The 18,634-nt window shown below is 61.4% G+C and carries 20 protein-coding genes; 17 read left to right on the top strand and 3 right to left on the bottom strand.

What is annotated here, in order from left to right; translation table 11 throughout:
• Nucleotides 1-165 precede the first annotated feature (165 nt).
• Complete coding sequence (locus tag QD461_RS21365; protein WP_414089552.1) at nt 166-2,004, bottom strand: extracellular solute-binding protein; 1,839 nt, start codon at nt 2,002-2,004, stop codon at nt 166-168.
• Nucleotides 2,005-2,112: 108 nt separating this feature from the next.
• Entirely contained in the window at nt 2,113-2,733 is a 621-nt protein-coding gene (locus tag QD461_RS21370) for a TetR/AcrR family transcriptional regulator (RefSeq protein WP_414089553.1), read from the bottom strand.
• 51 nt (nt 2,734-2,784) lie between these two features.
• Between QD461_RS21370 and QD461_RS21375 the strand changes: the two genes are divergently transcribed.
• The 7 genes from QD461_RS21375 (at nt 2,785) to QD461_RS21405 (ending at nt 9,734) form a co-directional block, all read left to right on the top strand.
• Nucleotides 2,785-3,354 (top strand): hydrolase, encoded by a 570-nt coding sequence (locus tag QD461_RS21375; protein ID WP_414089554.1) that lies wholly within the window; start codon nt 2,785-2,787, stop codon nt 3,352-3,354.
• 144 nt (nt 3,355-3,498) lie between these two features.
• Nucleotides 3,499-4,533: a penicillin-insensitive murein endopeptidase gene (gene mepA / locus QD461_RS21380; RefSeq protein ID WP_414089555.1), complete on the top strand. Its 1,035-nt coding sequence runs from the start codon at nt 3,499-3,501 to the stop codon at nt 4,531-4,533.
• A gap of 97 nt (nt 4,534-4,630) precedes the next feature.
• Complete coding sequence (locus QD461_RS21385; protein ID WP_414089556.1) at nt 4,631-5,011, top strand: methylglyoxal synthase; 381 nt, start codon at nt 4,631-4,633, stop codon at nt 5,009-5,011.
• A 35-nt stretch (nt 5,012-5,046) separates the two neighbouring features.
• Complete coding sequence (locus tag QD461_RS21390; RefSeq protein WP_414089557.1) at nt 5,047-6,069, top strand: glucokinase; 1,023 nt, start codon at nt 5,047-5,049, stop codon at nt 6,067-6,069.
• A gap of 329 nt (nt 6,070-6,398) precedes the next feature.
• Nucleotides 6,399-8,138 (top strand): ABC transporter ATP-binding protein, encoded by a 1,740-nt coding sequence (locus QD461_RS21395; RefSeq protein WP_409527710.1) that lies wholly within the window; start codon nt 6,399-6,401, stop codon nt 8,136-8,138.
• A 14-nt stretch (nt 8,139-8,152) separates the two neighbouring features.
• Nucleotides 8,153-8,977, top strand: a complete 825-nt coding sequence (gene dapB, locus QD461_RS21400; RefSeq protein WP_414089558.1) for a 4-hydroxy-tetrahydrodipicolinate reductase — start codon at nt 8,153-8,155, stop codon at nt 8,975-8,977.
• A 121-nt stretch (nt 8,978-9,098) separates the two neighbouring features.
• Nucleotides 9,099-9,734 carry a 2,3-bisphosphoglycerate-dependent phosphoglycerate mutase gene (locus tag QD461_RS21405; protein ID WP_184708739.1) on the top strand — a complete coding sequence of 212 codons (636 nt, stop codon included), beginning with the start codon at nt 9,099-9,101 and terminating at the stop codon, nt 9,732-9,734.
• 91 nt (nt 9,735-9,825) lie between these two features.
• Here QD461_RS21405 and phnF read toward each other — a convergent pair whose 3' ends face one another.
• Nucleotides 9,826-10,560, bottom strand: coding sequence for a phosphonate metabolism transcriptional regulator PhnF (phnF, locus tag QD461_RS21410; RefSeq protein ID WP_414089559.1), 735 nt, complete (start codon nt 10,558-10,560; stop codon nt 9,826-9,828).
• A 101-nt stretch (nt 10,561-10,661) separates the two neighbouring features.
• On the opposite strand from phnF, the gene phnG reads away from it, so the two are divergent.
• The 10 genes from phnG to phnD all read left to right on the top strand — a co-directional run bounded on the left by phnG (nt 10,662) and on the right by phnD (nt 18,610).
• Nucleotides 10,662-11,138: a phosphonate C-P lyase system protein PhnG gene (gene phnG, locus QD461_RS21415; RefSeq protein ID WP_414089560.1), complete on the top strand. Its 477-nt coding sequence runs from the start codon at nt 10,662-10,664 to the stop codon at nt 11,136-11,138.
• Nucleotides 11,138-11,761: a phosphonate C-P lyase system protein PhnH gene (phnH, locus tag QD461_RS21420; protein ID WP_414089561.1), complete on the top strand. Its 624-nt coding sequence runs from the start codon at nt 11,138-11,140 to the stop codon at nt 11,759-11,761. Before phnG ends, phnH begins: the two co-directional genes overlap by 1 nt.
• 3 nt (nt 11,762-11,764) lie before the next feature.
• Nucleotides 11,765-12,874: a carbon-phosphorus lyase complex subunit PhnI gene (locus tag QD461_RS21425; RefSeq protein WP_414089562.1), complete on the top strand. Its 1,110-nt coding sequence runs from the start codon at nt 11,765-11,767 to the stop codon at nt 12,872-12,874.
• Nucleotides 12,871-13,782 carry an alpha-D-ribose 1-methylphosphonate 5-phosphate C-P-lyase PhnJ gene (locus tag QD461_RS21430; protein WP_414089563.1) on the top strand — a complete coding sequence of 304 codons (912 nt, stop codon included), beginning with the start codon at nt 12,871-12,873 and terminating at the stop codon, nt 13,780-13,782. Before QD461_RS21425 ends, QD461_RS21430 begins: the two co-directional genes overlap by 4 nt.
• A complete protein-coding gene (gene phnK, locus QD461_RS21435) occupies nt 13,779-14,555 on the top strand; it encodes a phosphonate C-P lyase system protein PhnK (RefSeq protein WP_414089564.1) in 777 nt (258 codons plus the stop codon). The genes QD461_RS21430 and phnK overlap by 4 nt, the downstream gene beginning before the upstream one ends.
• Nucleotides 14,556-14,564: 9 nt before the next feature.
• The gene (phnL, locus tag QD461_RS21440) at nt 14,565-15,272 is read left to right on the top strand and encodes a phosphonate C-P lyase system protein PhnL (protein WP_414089565.1); all 708 of its coding nucleotides are present in this window, start codon (nt 14,565-14,567) and stop codon (nt 15,270-15,272) included.
• Nucleotides 15,269-15,886, top strand: a complete 618-nt coding sequence (locus tag QD461_RS21445) for a DapH/DapD/GlmU-related protein (RefSeq protein WP_414089566.1) — start codon at nt 15,269-15,271, stop codon at nt 15,884-15,886. The genes phnL and QD461_RS21445 overlap by 4 nt, the downstream gene beginning before the upstream one ends.
• A gap of 94 nt (nt 15,887-15,980) precedes the next feature.
• Complete coding sequence (locus QD461_RS21450; protein ID WP_414089567.1) at nt 15,981-16,535, top strand: pyridoxamine 5'-phosphate oxidase family protein; 555 nt, start codon at nt 15,981-15,983, stop codon at nt 16,533-16,535.
• Nucleotides 16,536-16,756: 221 nt separating this feature from the next.
• Nucleotides 16,757-17,611: a phosphonate ABC transporter ATP-binding protein gene (phnC, locus tag QD461_RS21455; protein ID WP_414089568.1), complete on the top strand. Its 855-nt coding sequence runs from the start codon at nt 16,757-16,759 to the stop codon at nt 17,609-17,611.
• Between the two features lie 93 nt (nt 17,612-17,704).
• Nucleotides 17,705-18,610 carry a phosphonate ABC transporter substrate-binding protein gene (gene phnD, locus QD461_RS21460; protein WP_184708761.1) on the top strand — a complete coding sequence of 302 codons (906 nt, stop codon included), beginning with the start codon at nt 17,705-17,707 and terminating at the stop codon, nt 18,608-18,610.
• Nucleotides 18,611-18,634 lie beyond the last annotated feature (24 nt).

Genomic DNA, 18,634 nt, shown 5'->3' on the forward strand with positions numbered 1-18,634 from the left:
AAGAGGAATATGTCCCGCCTCGCCTTAATCCATCTATCGATCAATTCACATTCCCTTCCGCCGGCCCTTCCGCCGAATTGAAACCGGCGCAGTCATATCAGCTTGAAATTATCCGAATCAGCCTCGAGCATTTGGAGGCAGCGAGCCTCTTATTGCAAGAGAGGCTCATTTTCCGGCGCTTTTCGACCACCAGACCTCGGGAAAGCCGATCGAGTAGTAGGGCAGCTCAGGCAGATGCTCGAACTTGTCCCAATAGGCGATCCTCGTTGTCGTCCCGTAGAAGGTGGGCACAACGTAATGGCGGGCAAGCAGTACGCGGTCGAGCGCCCTGGTGGTGGCTTCCTTCTCCGCGACGTCCTTGGCAAGGATCACCTTCTGAATGAGTTCGTCGACGCCAGGGTCGGCGATGCCAGCATAATTGCGGGATCCTTGACGATCGACAGAGGCTGAGCCCCAGAAATCGGCCTGCTCATTGCCAGGATTGAGCGTTTCAGCCCAGACATTCCAAATCATGTCATAGTCGAAACTGCGGATGCGGTTGACATATTGCGAAGGATCGACCGTCCTGACGCTGGCATCGACACCGATGCGCTTCAGGTTCTGGATGTAGGGCAGCACCGAGCGTTCGTAGGAAGGATTGCTCAGCAACAGCTCCAGCGTGAACGGCTGACCGGTCTGCGCATTCACCATCTTGTTGTTCTTGAGGACCCAGCCTGCATCCTTGAATAGAGCGATTGCCTTGCGGAAATTGTCGCGCGCTTTCTGTGGATCGCCGCCGACGGGATTGGCGTAGGGAGCTGTGAAGACCTCGGCCGGCACCTTGTCTTTGATGCTGTTCAGAACATCGAGCTCCTGGCCCTGCGGCAGACCGGAGGAAGCGAATTTGGTGCCGAAGAAGAAGCTGTCGACCCGCGTCAGTTTCCCGAAGGAGAGGGTTCGGTTCAGCTCCTCGAAATCGTAGACATAGTTCAGCGCCTCGCGGATACGCTGATCCTTGAACCGTTCGCGCCGCATGTTGGGAACGAGCGCCTGCATGATGCCAACCGAGCGCAGCGTGTTGGGAAGTTCGTCGCGCTTGATACGGCCATCTTTGGCGGCCGGAAAATCGTAGCCTGTCACCCAATGGCTCGTCGAATTGTCCTGCCAGTAGTCAATGGCACCGCCGCGAAAGGCCTCGAACGCGACATCATAGTCGGAGAAATAGACATAGCTGATCGAGCCGAAATTGTTCTCGCCTACATTGACCGGCAGGTTCTTGCCCCAATAATCGTCGCGCAACTCGTAGCGGATTGAAGCACCCGGCTGCACCGATGCGATCTTGTACGGGCCTGATCCCACAACTGGTTCCAGCGTCGTGCGCGAGATATCGCGCGGCTTGCCATCGGGACCGTTTGCTTCCCACCAATGTTTCGGCACGATGGTAATCGTGCCGAGGATCGAGGGTAGTTCCCGGTTGTTTTTCTCATCGAAGCGGAAGGTGACGTCGCGCTCGCCGGTCTTTTCCGCGCTGATGACATGCGCGAAGTAGCTGGTCGCCATGGGATTGAGTTCTTTGGTCTTCTCGAAGCTGAAGATAACGTCTTCCGGCGTCACAGGCGTCCCATCGGCCCATTTCGCCTCGGTGCGCAACCGAAAGACCGCGCTCGAAACGTCATCGGGATAGGAAACGCCTTCGGCCAGCAGGCCATAAGAGGAGTTGGCCTCGTCATCGGCCTTCTTTAGCAGCGTATCGTAGATCAGCTCCGTGCCACTGGCGACATTGCCCTTCAGTAGCACCGGATTAAGGGTATCGAAGGTGCCGCTGGCCGAAAGCTTCACTTCACCGCCCTTGGGCGCATCCGGCTTGACATAGTCGAAATGCTTGAAGCCGGGCTGATATTTGAGATCGCCGAGAATGGCCGTGCCGATGCGGAATTTCGGCTCATCTGCTTTCGAGGATACCGGCATCGCCAGCAGGCCAATAAGAGAAGCGACCAAGCCTGCTTTCAACCGTGACAATGCCATCCATGATCTCCCGATGATTGTATCAGAATCAGCATAAGGCAAATGAGGGCAAAAAACAGGACGCAATTACTCATCTCATCGCCCCTGAACCGCTCGCCAACGGCGCACTCAGATCTGAGGAGCGGCGTCCTCCAGACGGCGGCGCAGCATCAGACGCAGCTCGCCGATAATCCGCCGGTCCTCCGCCGCATCCGGATCGCTGGCAACGACGGCGGCGATACGCAGCAGTTCGAGCACGATACCCGACATCAGGCCGATATCGTCCGATATCGGCGGCTGCGCCTGCCGCAGCACATTGGCAATCAGCTCCTTCAACTCCGCACGTGAACGCGCCTTGCGCTCCTTTGGAATATCGCGCCGCCCGGCGAGCGCTGCAAATTCCGGATATGTTTCCATGAAGGCCGCGAGAGCGTCGAAGATCGCCTCGCCACACTCGGCTGCGGAAAGGCCGGTGCTCCGTTCCGCAATGTCGCGAAGCCCCGCCTTCAACCGATCCAGACGATCGATGTGCAGCGCCTCGGCCAGCAAGGGTTTGGTCGGAAAGAACTGATAGAGCGAGCCGATAGAGGAATGCGCTTCGGCAGCGATCTCCGTCATGGTCGCAGCATCATAGCCCCTTCGCGCAAAGACCTTGCCGGCGGCATCCAGCAGAATGACGACGCGGTCGTGGCCGCGCTGCCGCTTAGGAACCCGGTTCTTCAATTCTTCACTTGATTTTTGTGAGGCCATCCTCATATTTCCATTGTGAGGACATCCTCATATTTTCTGGAGCCCCTGCCGATGTCACTTTACGACCCCAAGACCACCGCTCTCGTTTCCATCGACCTGCAGGGCCTCGTGCTCAGCCGGCCGCTCGCGCCCTATTCTGCCCAGCATATCATTGCCAATACCGTCGCCATCGCAAACAAGCTGAAGGCCGATGGCGGCACCACCGTTTTCGTAACAGTCGGATTCTCTTCGGACTATGCCGATGCTGTCAATCAGCCGACGGACGAAACCTTGGTACTTCCCCCAGGTGGTTTGCCCGCAGCCGCGCTGGAAGCCCCCGCCGAGATGGCGGCGCTGACGCCTGACGTCGCCATCGTCAAACGCCAATGGAGCGCCTTTTACGGGACGGAACTCGATCTGCAGCTTCGCCGCCGCGGTATCAAGACCCTGATCCTGACAGGCGTCGCCACCAATTTCGGCGTGGAATCGACAGTACGCGATGCTTACGCGGCAAATTATGCCGTCATCGTTGCCGAAGATGCAGTATCGACCTTCTCTCAGGACATGCAGGATTTTTCCTGTACCAAGGTCATGCCGCGGCTGTCGCGCATCCGCAAGACGGCGGAGATTTTGGCGAACTGATCCATCTTTAGAGATGGCCGAGATCGGCAAAGGCGGGTGCGCTTTTCGGCCACCTGTGCTTGCTGCGGATTAACTTGAATCAGTTTTCAGGATAGTCTCGCCGCAAATCACTTCGGCCCGTCTCGGTCGTCTTCAAGGATATCAATGGTTTCCCTACTGGCTCGCACCCTTCAAACTATCGGCAAGGTCTCACTTGCAACCACGATCGGCATAGGCCTCTTGGCGGGCGATGTGCTGGCACAGCAGACGGCTCCGTCGCCCGGCAGCGCCAAGGCAGTTTTCGGAGCCGTGACGCTGCCGACCGCCGGACCGTCGCACTCGATCGGGTTCTATGCCAAGGGGTGCCTTGCTGGCGCGGTCGCTCTGCCGGCCGACGGACCGACATGGCAGGCCATGCGCCTTTCCCGCAACCGGCGCTGGGGGCGGCCCGAAATGATCGGCCTGCTGGAGCGCCTGGCGCGTGATGCAGCGAAAAATGACGGCTGGCCAGGCCTGCTCGTCGGCGACATCTCGCAGCCCCGCGGCGGGCCGATGTTCAACGGCCATGCCTCGCACCAGATCGGTCTCGACGCCGACGTCTGGCTAACACCGATGCCTCGACACAAGCTCTCCGCCGCCGATCGTGAGGCTCTGCCCTTCACCTCAATGCTGGCCAAGGACAAGTTCCTGACCATCAACGACAAGGTATGGACACCGGCGCATGCCCGCCTGCTGATGCGCGCGGCAAGCTATCCCGAAGTGGAGCGGATCTTCATCAATCCGGCGATCAAAAAGAAGATGTGCGACAGCTGGACCGGCGATCGCAGCAATCTCGGCAAGCTGCGACCGGAATATGGCCACGACTCGCATTTCCATATCCGCCTGCGCTGCCCTCCAGGCTCTGAGGGCTGCACAGGACAGGCGCCGGTCGCCGCAGGCGACGGCTGTGACAAGACACTCGCGTGGTGGCTCGGCCCGGAGCCCTGGGCCAAGCCCAAGCCCAGCACGAAGCCGCCGGTAAAGCCGCGCGAAGTCATGGTTTCGGATCTGCCCAAGGCCTGCGGGGCCGTGCTGGCGGCACCGGCGGCCGCTTCCGCTCGCGCAGCCACGTCCGCCGCCAAGCCGGCCGATGCAGCCGCGGAAACCGAAGCGATGCCCGTCTCTGGCAATACGCCACCCGGCAATATCCCGCAGCAGTGAGGCCCGAACCATCCGCGCGGGGCAGCCTTTCAAAACGCGCCCCCTTGGTATAGAAGGCGAATTAATCGATTGAAACCCGTTGCGGAGCGAAGACTTTATGGCCGGCAGCAAATGCATCGCGCTGATCGCGCATGATCAGAAAAAGGATGCGATGGCGGATTTTGCACGGCGGAACCAAGCGGCACTTGCCGATTGGCATATCGTCGCGACCGGTACGACCGGCGGCCGCGTGCTTGATGCCTGTCCCAATCTGAAGGTCACGCGCCTGAAAAGCGGGCCGCTCGGCGGCGACCAGCAGATCGGCGCACTGATCGCCACCAGCGAAATTGACATGCTCATCTTCTTCATCGATCCGCTCACCCCGATGCCGCACGACGTCGACGTCAAGGCATTGACGCGGCTTGCCGTTCTCTACGACATTCCGATGGCGCTCAACGAATCCACTGCCGAGCGGCTGATCAAAACACTGAACCATTAAATCCGCCTTGCCGGCGGCAGACCACGGACCTGGCCATGCCCGAGCTCAATCACAGCGACGCCCCTCTGCCTTTTCCCATCCTGATCGGCGATATCGGCGGCACGAACGCACGCTTCTCGATCCTTGCCGATGCTGCGGCCGAACAGGAACATTTTCCCGTCGTGCAGACGGCAAATTTCGAAACGATCGACGACGCGATCCGGCAAACTCTTGAGAAGAGCAAGGTGCAGCCACGTTCCGCGATCCTTGCCATGGCCGGTCCCGTGCAAGGCGACGAGATACCGCTCACCAATTGCGACTGGGTGATCCGTCCGAAGACGATGATCGCCAATCTCGGGATAGAGGATGTGCTCGTCATCAACGACTTCGAGGCGCAGGCGCTGGCAATTGCCGAGATCGCCGACGACCACCGCGAAACCATCGGCACGGCCTCTGAAAACAAGACCGCTTCGCGCGCCGTACTCGGGCCGGGCACCGGTCTTGGCGTGGCCGGCCTCGTCCACACCCAGCATCAGTGGATTCCGGTGCCGGGCGAAGGCGGCCATATCGATCTCGGACCGCGCACCGAGCGCGACCTGCAGATCTGGCCGCATCTGGAACCGATCGAGGGCCGCATCTCGGCCGAGCAGGTCATCTGCGGCCGCGGGCTTCAGAACCTCTACCATGCCGTCTGCGTAGCCGATGGCATCGAGCCGAGCCTCAAGGAACCAGCCGACATCACCAACCACGCCCTTGCCGGCACCAACGCGCAGGCCGAGGAAACGCTGACGCTTTTCGCCACCTATCTCGGCCGCGTCGCCGGCGATATCGCCATGATCTTTATGGCGCGCGGCGGCGTCTACCTCTCCGGCGGCATCCCTCAGAAGATCCTGCCGGCGCTGCAGAAGCCGGAGTTCCGCGCCGCCTTCGAGGACAAGGCGCCGCATACCGAAATGATGAAGACCATCCCGACCCATGTGGTCACGCATCCTCTCGCTGCGCTGTCGGGACTTGCAAGCTATGCCCGCAGACCCGCAAGTTTCGGCCTGGCGACCGAAGGCCGCCGCTGGCGGCGTTGATGCTTTCAAGCCGATATGCAGCTTCGCTTGAGCGGGCTATCAATCTGCCGGCAGGGGCACTGCTGAGATCGGCTTCGCGTGCCCAATGGCGGCGGTGGGAAGAGGCCGAACTTCTTTCCGATGAGGGCTCGTTCTCCTATAATGACGGGGGCTTCAGACATGGCTCTTAACCAGCGCGGCAAGCCATCTCTAGCCAAAGCCGCCCTAAGTCTTTATAGAGCCGCGAAAGCATATGCCATGTGCGGCTCGCTTGGTTTGAGACAGGAAGCCGATTTTTGAAATCGCCCGATACCCAAAAAAACACCGTCGACAGCGAAGCCATCACCGGCATGCTGAAGCGCATCATCGCGGAAAACGGCCGTGATCATATTCGTGGCTACATCATTGCAATTAGCTGTTTGATCCTGGTGGCGTTGTCGACCGGTTATATCGGCTACATCGTCCAATCCGTCATCGATAGCGCCTTCATCGCCCGCGATATCTGGCATGCCTGGACCATTTGCTTCAGTATTTTCGTCGTTTTCGTGGTGCGCGGATTTGCCGGATATTTCCAGTCGGTCATCCTGTCCAAAATCGGCAACAATATCATTGCCCGCTATCAGAGCCGCCTCTACACCCATCTCATGACGCTGTCGGTCGGGTTCTTTAGCGAGGCCCGGTCAGCCCAACTCGCCGCCCAAATCAGTCAGAACGTGTCCGGCATCCGCGATGTCATGAACCTGACGATCACCTCGACGGCGCGCGATCTGCTGACCTTCGTCGTCCTGCTCGGCGTCATGATTTTCCAGGATCCGGTGCTGAGCATAGCCTTCGCCGTCATCGCCCCGCCGCTGTTCCTGACGCTGCGCTACATCTCCAAAAGGCTGCGCTCCGCGACCCGCGAAGCGATCGTTCTCAACAGCCATGTGCTGGGCGCTATGCAGGAGACGATCCAGGGTATTTCCATCGTCAAGGCGTTCACGATGGAAAACGAGCTGGAGAACAAGATCGACAAGCTCATTACCGCGGCCGAACACCGGCAGAACCGTATCGCCCGGCTGTCGGAGCGCAACGGTCCGCTGATGGAAACCGTCGCCGGCTTCGCGATCGCCAGCCTTTTCGCCTATGCCGCCTACCGTTCGATCTACGACAACATATCCCCGGGCGTGTTCTTCTCCTTCGCCACCTCGCTGTTGCTCGCCTACGATCCGGCACGACGCCTTGCCAAGCTGCAGGTGCAGCTTGAACGCGCCGTGGTGAATGCGCGGATGATCTACGAGCTGCTCGACATGGAGCCTCGCCAGCGCGATTTGCCGGATGCCAAGCCGCTGGTCGTTACCGACGCCCGCATCGAGTTCCGCGACGTCGGCTTTGCCTATGGCGACGAAGCTGTTCTGTCCAGTGTGAGCTTCACAGCCGAGGGCGGTCAGACAACGGCGCTCGTCGGACCTTCCGGCGCCGGCAAATCCACCGTCATCAATCTCATTCCACGTTTCTACGATCCGAAGGCCGGCTGCATCCTGATCGATGGTCAGGACATCGCGCATGTGACCAAGCAGTCGCTGCGGCATCAGCTCGCCTATGTCTCGCAGCAGCCTTATCTCTTCGAAGGCACGATCCGCGACAATATACGTTATGGCCGTCCCGATGCGACGAATGCCGAAATCGAGAACGCAGCCCGCCTCGCCTATGCCCATGACTTCATCACGGCGCAGCCGCTGGGCTATGATACGCCGGTCGGTGAAAACGGCGTGACGCTTTCCGGTGGCCAGCGGCAGCGCCTGTCGATCGCCCGCGCACTCGTACGCAACGCGCCGATCTTGCTGCTCGACGAGGCTACCTCGGCGCTCGACACTGAATCGGAAGCAGCCGTGCAGAAGGCGCTGGACGAAGCCATGAGCGGCCGCACGGTCGTCGTCATCGCCCATCGCCTGTCGACGGTCGTCCGAGCGGAAAAGATCGTCGTCATGCAGAACGGCCGCGTTGTGGAAGAGGGCAACCACGAGACGCTTGCAGAGGCCGACAATGGCCTCTACGCTCGCCTCAACAACCTTCAACGGCCGGTCGCGTCCGGTAATTCCCGCAAATAGACGATAGAGACGATATGAGCGACGATGCGATGAAGCTGGTGGTGGTTGGCGCGGCGGGCCGCATGGGACAGGCTCTCATCCGTCTCATCCATGCAACCGACGGCGTAACCCTGCATGCCGCGGTCGCGCGTCCTGGCTCGGCCTTTATCGGCAAGGATGCCGGCGAAATCGCCGGGCTCGGGCCGATCGGCATTCCCGTGACCGACGATCCGCTCGCCGCGTTTCTCCATGCCGAAGGCGTCATCGATTTCACAACGCCGGCAACCAGCGTCACCTTCGCCGGCCTTGCCGCACAGGCGCGCGTCGTCCACATCATCGGCACGACCGGATGCTCGGATGAGGATGAAGCCAAGTTCAAGGCAGCTGCGCGCCATGCCCGCATCGTCAAATCAGGCAATATGGGCCTCGGTATCAATCTTCTGAGCGTGCTCGTCGAGCAGGCGGCACGTGCGCTGCCCTCGAACGACTGGGACATCGAGGTGCTGGAGATGCATCATCGCCACAAGGTCGATGCGCCCTCGGGCACGGCACTGCTGCTCGGTCAGGCGGCGGCGAAGGGCCGCGGCGTCGATCTCAACGACAGTTCCGTGCGCGTGCGCGATGGCCATACCGGCCCGCGCCCGGCCGGCACGATCGGCTTTGCGACCCTGCGCGGCGGCGGCGTGGTCGGCGATCACTCGGTGATCTTCGCCAGCGAGAGCGAGCGGCTGACATTGTCGCACAATGCCGGCGACCGGTCGCTGTTTGCGCGCGGCGCGCTGCAGGCCGCACTCTGGGCGCGCGACAAGAAACCCGGCTTCTATTCCATGCTCGACGTTCTCGGGCTCGCCACACGCTGATCCGACCCCAGAGCGGGCCGGCACGGAACTGCCGATCCGCCCAGCCTTTTATTGTCTCGCAGTTCCCGGCGGAAGGCCGCTAGGCGCTTTTCCTGGAACTGCTCTATCAAGGAGAAATATTATGAGCGGTACTCTCGTTCTCGTTCGCCACGGGCAGAGCGACTGGAATTTGAAGAATCTCTTTACCGGGTGGAAGGACCCCGATCTGACTGCGCTTGGCGTCGAAGAAGCCAAGACCGGCGGCAAGGCTCTGGCCGACTATGGCATCAAGTACGATATCGCTTTCACCTCGGATCTCACACGCGCCCAGCACACGCTGAAGATCATCCTCGATGAAATCGGCCAACCCGGCCTCGAAACCATCAAGGATCAGGCGCTGAACGAGCGCGACTACGGCGATCTCTCCGGTCTCAACAAGGACGACGCCCGCGCCAAGTGGGGCGAAGAGCAGGTTCACATCTGGCGCCGCTCCTACGACGTTCCGCCGCCCGGCGGCGAGAGCCTGCGCGACACCGGCGCGCGCGTCTGGCCCTACTACCTGACGGAAATCCTGCCGCGCGTGCTTGCCGGCCAGAACGTGCTGGTCGCCGCTCACGGCAACTCGCTGCGCTCGCTCGTGATGGTTCTCGACCGCCTGAGCAAGGCACAGATCCTGGAGCTGAACCTCGCGACGGGCGTGCCGATGGTCTACAAGCTCAAGGCCGATTCCACCGTCGCCTCGAAGGAAGTCCTCGGCGACATGTCCGGCGCGCATTGAGCGCAAGCTTTCGGGCCTGAAGGCCCCTCAGACTAGCCCTCTCCCCGCTTGACGGGGAAAGGGACGATCTTCCAGAGATTGCTTCGCAGCCTCAGTTTTCGACAGTGAAGCGCACCCTGTCTGCGGCGAAGCGGGAAATCGAATATTGCACCGGGACATCGTCGAGATCCGCGTTGAGCGCCTGGGCGACCAGAACGATAGCACCTGGAGATAGTTGCAGATCGCTCAGGTCGCTTTCGTCGGCATGAGCCGCCGTGATCTCGGTGACGACGCGCACATAGTCCGGCACGCCCAATTCCCGAAAAGCCTTCGTGATCGATCCGGTCGTCCGGTAGATCTCGGCGATATCGCCGAAGCGATCGGCCGGGAACCAGCTGGTGGCGCGCGATACCGGGCGATGATCCGCCTGGCCGAGCGTTTCCAAGCGCACAAGTTTTGTACCGACATCGACCTTGAGCTGCCCGGCAAGTTCCACATTTGCCGGCTCGTCACTGGAAGCAAGCAGGACGCTGCGGGTTTCGCGCACCTGATCGCCGATCCCTTGCGAGAAGCGTGTCCGCTTGGAAATCGGGAAGCTCAGCCGCTCCTTGCGCTCAATCAGCGTGCCCCGCCCCTGCACCGCCCGGACAATCCCCTCCTGCGCCAGCGCGCTGAGCGCGCTGCGGATCGTGTGCCTATTGACGCCGAACTGCAGGGCCAGCGTGGTTTCCGGCGGCACCATGCCCGTTTCGTCAAAATCGCCGTGATTGATCGACGTGCGAATCCGGTCGGCGATCTGCCGCCAGAGCGCCACGCCCGTCTGCCTCTGTATCTTCTGCCCTACCATCTCGCCCACTCGCCCTGTCACACGCTTGTCACGACTCACCAATAGATATAAATCTACATTGTATGGTTGTCTATATCAATAGATATTTAGAGGAAGATGCGATGAATTCAGCACAGAGGCAAGAAGCGGCCGCGCAGGAGCGCCGGGAACGCAAGCGCGTTGCCGATCTTCTGGCGCAGGCCGAGCGCGACGAGCTAGAAGCGGCGTGGGAGGCATTGCCGAGCAAGCCGGTGGTGCAGCCGGTGCGCGGCCCGGAAACGGGGCTGGTCATGGTACGCGGCCGTATCGGCGGCGGCGGTTCGCCCTTCAATCTCGGCGAGGTCACGGTGACCCGCGCCACCATCCGGCTGGCATCCGGCACCATCGGTCACGCTCATGCGCTGGGCACGGATCGCGACAAGGCTCGTCTCTCGGCCATCTTCGATGCCCTTTGGCAGCAGTCGGCCACTAAGGAGTTCGTCGAAAAGACGATCCTGCTGCCGGTCACCGAGCGCATCGCCGAATATGACCGCAAACGCGCCGAAGAGACGGCTGCGACCCGCGTCGATTTCTTCACCATGGTTCGCGGAGAAGACTGATGAGCCTCACGACTTCCACTTTCGGCAATGATGCATTGACGGGCGGCTTCGCCGATCCGGTCTTCGATGGGCAGAATGTCTTCAAGATGATGATGGATGCGATGGCCCGCCCGGGAACTCTGCAAGCCATCACGACCGAGGTCGCACCGCCGCAGCCTCTCGGCATCGCCGCCGGCGCGATCGGGCTTACCCTTTGCGACCACGACACGCCGGTCTGGCTTTCGACCAGCCTTGGACGATCGAGCCTGCCGGAATGGCTGAGTTTCCACACCGGAGCGCCGATCATCCAGGAGCGATTGGAAGCGGCCTTCGCCTTTATCGAGGCCGGCATGGCGTTGTCCTCCTTCAATCAGTTCGCCATCGGCACCCAAGAATATCCGGATCGCTCGACGACGATCGTTCTTGAAATCGAAAGCCTCGAAGGCGGCAAGGACCTGGCGCTTTCCGGCCCGGGCATCAACGGCGTCAGCATCATCGCTCCCGTGGGCCTGCCGGATTCCTTCCTTCGCATCTGGAACGACAATCGCGCCCTCTTCCCGCGCGGTGCGGATCTCGTTCTGACCGCCGGCCGGCAATTCCTATGCCTGCCTCGCACCACCAAGATCATCGCGACGGAGATGTGACATATGTATGTTGCCGTAAAGGGTGGCGAAGCCGCCATCGCCAATGCTCACCGGCTGCTGGCCGACCGTCGCCGTGGCGACCGTTCGCTGCCGGCGCTCGGCATTGACCAAATCGTCGAGCAGCTCGCGCTCGGCGTCGACCGCGTCATGGCTGAAGCTTCGCTTTATGACCGCACGCTGGCAGCGCTTGCCGTTCGCCAAGCTCGCGGCGACATGATCGAGGCGATCTTCCTGCTGCGCGCCTACCGCACGACGCTTCCTCGCTTCGGCTACTCACAGCCGCTCGACACGTCTGCGATGAAGATCGAACGTCGTATCTCGGCAACCTACAAGGATCTGCCGGGCGGCCAGCTTCTCGGCCCGACCTTCGACTATACGCACCGCCTGCTCGATCCGAGCCTCCTCACCGACGAGGACGTGGACGAACCGATGCAGCGCCCGGCCGAAGAGGGCCGCGTCATGCGCGTTTCGGAAATCCTTGGCCAGGAAGGCCTGATCGAAGGCGACGGCGCCCTGCCCGTCGACCATGAGATCGGTGACCTGACGCGCGAGCCGATGGAATTCCCGATGAGCCGCGATCTTCGCCTGCAGGCACTCGCCCGCGGCGACGAAGGCTTCCTGCTGGCGCTTGGCTATTCGACCCAGCGCGGCTATGGCCGCAACCATCCCTTCACGGGCGAAATCCGCATCGGCGAAGTGGAGGTCGAATTCGACGTGCCGGAACTCGGCTTTGCCGTCTCGCTCGGCCGTATCCAGGTGACCGAATGCCAGATGGTCAACCAGTTCAAGGGTTCGGCCAAGGCGCCGCCGCAATTTACACGCGGCTACGGCCTGGTTTTCGGCCAGAGCGAACGCAAGGCCATGGCCATGTCGCTGGTCGACCGCGCGCTGCGCGCCGAAGAGCTTGGTGAAGACATTACTGCGCCGGCTCAGGACGAGGAATTCGTCATTTCCCACTCCGACAACGTGCAGGCGACCGGCTTCGTCGAACATCTGAAGCTGCCGCACTATGTCGACTTCCAGGCCGAACTCGACCTGGTGCGGCGGATGCGCCGCGATTTCGAGGCCGCTCGCGAACGCGGCATGGATCCCATGACGGAGGCAGCCGAATGACCGAACTCGCCACCTACAACTTCGCCTATCTCGACGAACAGACCAAGCGGATGATCCGCCGCGCCATCCTGAAGGCAATCGCCATCCCCGGCTATCAGGTACCCTTCGCCTCGCGCGAAATGCCGATGCCTTACGGCTGGGGCACCGGCGGCGTGCAGCTGACGGCGGCGATCATCGGCCCGCAGGACGTGCTGAAGGTCATCGATCAGGGCGCCGACGACACGACGAATGCGGTCTCCATCCGCGCCTTCTTCCAGAAGGTTGCCAATGTCGCGGTCACCACCCGCACGGAAGAGGCGACCATCATCCAGACCCGTCACCGTATCCCCGAAACCAAGCTCGGTCCGAACCAGGTGCTCGTCTATCAGGTGCCGATCCCCGAGCCGCTGCGTTATCTGGAGCCGCGCGAGACCGAGACCCGCAAGATGCATGCGCTCGAGGAATACGGCCTCATGCATGTGAAGCTTTACGAGGATATCGCCCGCAACGGCCGTATCGCCACGACCTACGCCTATCCGGTCAAGGTCGCGGGACGCTACGTGATGGATCCATCGCCGACGCCGAAATTCGACAATCCGAAAATGCATCTGTCGGATGCGCTGCAGCTCTTCGGTGCCGGACGTGAAAAGCGTATCTATGCCGTGCCGCCTTACACCGAAGTCGTCAGCCTCGATTTCGAGGACCATCCTTTCGAGGTTCAGCGTTTCGATAAGCCCTGCGCTCTTTGCGGCGCCGAGCAGGTCTATCTCGACGAGGTGATCCTCGACGACAAGGGCGGGCGCATGTTCGTCTGCTCCGATACCGATTTCTGCGAAGATCGCCGTGCCCACGGCCATGCCGGCCTTATGCTGGCACCAAATGGGCTTGCGCCCGATGGATTGCCCGACAGCAAGGAGGCTGCCGAATGAGCGACACACCGCTTCTCAAGGTCAAGGACATCTCGAAATTCTACGGCAGCCGCATCGGCTGCCGAGATGTGTCCTTCGAACTATGGCCCGGCGAAGTGCTGGCTATCGTCGGTGAATCCGGCTCCGGCAAGACGACGCTGCTCAACTGCATCTCGACGCGGCTGCTGCCGACCACCGGTAGCGTCGAATACCATATGCGTGACGAGACCTATCGCGACCTCTTCCGCATGAACGAAGCCGAGCGCCGCTTCCTGATGCGCACTGACTGGGGCTTCGTGCATCAGAACCCGGCCGATGGCCTGCGGATGACGGTTTCGGCAGGCGCCAATGTCGGCGAGCGGCTGATGGCGATCGGCAACCGCCACTATGGCAATATCCGCAACACGGCCATCGATTGGCTGGAGCGTGTTGAGATTGACGCCGACCGTATCGACGACCAGCCGCGCGCCTTCTCAGGCGGCATGCGCCAGCGTCTGCAAATCGCCCGCAACCTGGTGACTGGGCCGCGCCTCGTCTTCATGGATGAGCCAACCGGTGGTCTCGACGTTTCGGTACAAGCGCGTCTGCTCGACCTCGTACGCGGCCTCGTCAACGATCTTGGCCTTTCGGCCATCATCGTCACGCACGATCTCGCCGTCGCCCGGCTTCTGTCCCATCGTATGATGGTGATGAAGGACGGTTATGTCATCGAACAGGGTCTTACCGACCGCGTGCTCGACGATCCGCGCGAACCCTATACGCAACTGCTCGTCTCTTCGATCCTGCAGGTCTGAGGAAGAAAAATGGCAACCCCACTCGTCGTTTCCGAAGTCTTCAAAAGCTTCACCATGCATCTGCGCGACGGCATTCGCCTGCCTGTCGTCGCCGATGTCTCGTTCTCCGTCGCCGCAGGTGAATGCGTCGTGCTCGGCGGCCCGTCCGGCATCGGCAAGAGCTCGCTGCTGAAAATGATCTACGGCAACTACGCCGTTGACAACGGCCAGATCCTCGTGACGCACAAGGGCAAGATCGTCGATCTTGCCACGGCCGACCCGCGCACCGTGCTTGAGGTCCGCCGGCAGACCATGGGTTACGTCAGCCAGTTCCTGCGTACGGTGCCGCGCGTTGCCGCCATCGATGTAGTCGCCGAGCCGCTGCTGGCTCGCGGCGTCAGCTCTGACAATGCCCGCGAAAAGGCGGCAGGTCTGCTTGCGCAGCTGAACCTGCCGCGGGAACTCTGGCAGCTGCCGCCCGCCACCTTCTCCGGCGGTGAGCAGCAGCGTGTCAACATCGCCCGCGGCTTCATCACCGACCACGCCATCCTGCTGCTCGACGAACCCACGGCATCGCTCGATGCCAAAAACCGGGCCGTCGTCGTCGACATGATCGAGAAGAAGAAGCAGGCGGGCGTCGCGCTTCTCGGCATCTTCCACGATGAGGAAGTCCGCGAAGCCGTCGGCAGCCGTATTCTCGACGTTTCGCAGTTTTCGCCGAGGAAGGCAGCAGCATGAGCCGGCAACTGGGCGAGACGCCCTACATAAGCTCCTCGGCCAGCGTCAACAGTTCGACGCTCGGCCGCTATACTGAAGTCTCCGACCGCTGCCGCATCGACGAAGTCGAGATCGGCGACTATTCCTACATCATGCAGGATGGCGCCATCTGGTGCGCGACGATCGGCAAGTTCGTCAACATCGCAGCCGCGGTGCGCATCAACGCCACCAACCATCCGACATGGCGTGCCACGCTGCATCACTTCACCTATCGGGCCGCCGACTATTGGCCGGATGCCGATATGGAAACAGACTTCTTCAGCTGGCGGCGCGACCACCGCGTCGTCATCGGTCACGATGTCTGGATCGGCCACGGCGCTACCATCCTGCCTGGCGTGACGGTCGGCAACGGTGCGGTCATCGGTGCAGGCGCCGTCGTCTCCAAGGATGTAGCGCCCTAMACGATCGTCGGCGGCGTGCCGGCAAAGCTGATCCGCGAGCGCTTTACGGCAGAAGTCGGAGCTCGCATGGACAAGCTTGCCTGGTGGAACTGGGACCATGACCGCCTTCGCACGGCGCTTGCCGACTTCCGCGCCCTGTCTGCGGAAGATTTTTTGGATCGCTACGCCGCCTGAGGACGCTTTGCGCCCGAGCCGGGCTTGCACCAGACCCGCGGGCGTTTCAGCCTCGGGCGATCTGTCTAGCCCCGGTTTAAGGGAGGAGTTGTTCATGGCAAAGCAGTTTTCCAGTATCGACGACAGGCTGCGCGATTTCATCGCGCGGCAGCACATCTTCTTCACGGCATCCGCCACGGCAGCCTCGCGGGTCAACATCTCGCCGCGCGAAACGCTCTGCCTGCGTATCATCTCCCCGAACACGGCCATCTATCTCGACCGCACCGGCAGCGGCAACGAGACTTCGGCTCACATGAAGGCCGACGGGCGGCTGACCATCATGTTCTGCGCGATGGAAGGGCCGCCGATGATCCTTCGCCTCTACGGCCGCGGCAGGATCATCCGTCGGCCATCGCCGGAATACAGGGAATTGCTGCACACACATTATGACGGAGACGAGCCGCTGGGCGCGCGACAGATCGTGTGGCTGGATATCGATCTCGTGCAGACGTCCTGCGGCTTCGGCGTGCCGCTCTTCAACTATGAAGGCGAAAGACCAAGCCTCGACAACTGGGCCAATGCAAAGGGGCCCGATGGCATAGAAGAGTATTGGCGTGAGAAAAACACCGTCAGTATGGACGGCTTACCTACCGGTTTATTTGACGACTGAGGACAACCGAAGGATTCAGTCCTCAAACGTGTAAAATCGGGGCGAATTGTAACAGCACTTACATAAAACTGACATTGGAGCTTCATGAAGCGGGACTAATCGGTTGCCTTGTGGTTGGCGCCGGCCCCCTCGAAACTCCCTTCGAGGCAGGGGCGTGCGCCCATTCTTAGCACCGGTAACGCTGATTTTTTGCAGCCCGGCAGCCGCGAAAGGGAAGCATTATGTTCGAACTCAGGAATGTCTCGCGCCGGTTTGGCAACAAGCTCGCTGTGGATTCCGTGACTTTGAACATACCCCAGGGCCAGATGGTCGGCGTCATCGGCCGTTCCGGTGCCGGCAAGTCGACGCTGTTGCGCATGATCAACCGCCTGGCCGATCCGAGTTCCGGCTCCATCCATTTCTCCGGCGTCGAGGTTTCCAAGCTCAAAGGCCGTGCGCTGCGCAGCTGGCAGCGCGACTGCGCCATGATCTTCCAGCAGTTCAACCTCGTTCCGCGCCTCGACGTGCTCACCAACGTCATGCTTGGCCGCCTGAACCAGCGCTCCACCGTTCTGAGCCTGCTCTCCGTCTTCACCCGCGAAGAGCGCATTGAAGCGATTGCCGCTCTCGAACGGCTCGGCATCGAACAGACGGCCCTGCAGATGGCCGGCACGCTTTCCGGCGGCCAGCAGCAGCGCGTCGCCATCTGCCGTGCCTTGATGCAGCAGCCAAAGATGATGCTGGCCGACGAGCCGATCGCTTCGCTCGATCCGCTGAACGCCAAGATCGTCATGGATGCGCTGCGCGACATCAATGAGCGCGAAGGCATCACCGTCATCACCAACCTGCACACGCTGGATACTGCCCGCAACTATTGCGAACGCATCATCGGCATGGCGGCCGGCCGCGTCGTATTCGACGGCAAGGCATCCGAACTGACGGCCGCTGCCGTCAAGGAAATCTACGGAACCGACAAGGACGGCGCCGGCATCGACGAGACCATGACGTCGACCGCAATCAACTTCGCCGATCCGGCCGCGCAAACCGCGGCAACTGAATCTGCTGGCCCGCAACCGCTGGCGCTGGCCGGTCTCTGAGAGAGACGGCCGGGATCGAGAGCCCGCGTCAAGGGCACATTTCTTCTAGACCGAAGGCATCCGGGGACACCGGTTAATCAGGAGACGAACCCAATGTTGAAGAAGACTCTTCTTGCGGCTACGGCGCTTCTCGCGCTCGTTGGCGGTGCCAACGCTGCAGACCTCAAGGAATTCCGCGTCGGCATTCTCGGCGGCGAAAACGAAGCCGACCGCCTGCGCAACTACGCCTGCCTTTCCGACCACCTGAAGAAGGAGTTCGGTTTCGAGAAGGTTTCGCTCTTCCCGGCCGCTGACTATAACGGCGTTATCCAGGGTCTGCTCGGCGGCACGCTCGACTTCGCAGAACTCGGCGCTTCCGGCTACGCAGCCGTTGCCATCAAGGACCCGAAGGCCGTTACCCCGATCCTGACCACCCAGCAGACCGACGGCGCGACCGGCTACTACTCCATCGGCCTCGCTCTGAAGTCTTCCGGCATCAAGACGATCGCCGACGCCAAGGGCAAGAAGCTCGGCTACGCCGATCCGGATTCCACCTCGGGCTACCTCGTCCCGCTGACGCAGATTCCGAAGACCACCGGCGCTCCGAACGACAAGTTCTTCGCTTCGACCCAGTTCAACGGCGGTCATGAAAACAACCTGCTCGCCGCTTACGACGGCAAGGTCGACGTTGCTGTTGACGACTCCTCGGGCATCGGCGACTTCAAGGACGGCTTCACCTCCGGCACCTTCCGCAAGGCTGTCGACAAGGGCACCGTCGACCCGAACAAGCTGGTCGAAGTATGGCGCTCGCCGCTGATCCCGAACGGCCCGCTCGTCGTTCGCAACGCTCTCGGCACCGAATGGCAGGCCAAGCTGGCCGACTTCTTCCTGAAGCTGCCGACCACGGACGCCAAGTGCTTCAACGCCATCGAAGGCGGCGACTTCAAGGGCTACGTCAAGGTTACCCCGGACTTCTACAACGCCGTTATCGACGTTCGTAAGGCTGCCATCGGCGGCTAATCAGCATTCCGATAACTGGGCGGC

The sequence above is a fragment of the Rhizobium sp. BR 314 genome, assembly GCF_047445805.1.
Lineage (GTDB): Bacteria > Pseudomonadota > Alphaproteobacteria > Rhizobiales > Rhizobiaceae > Rhizobium > Rhizobium lusitanum_B.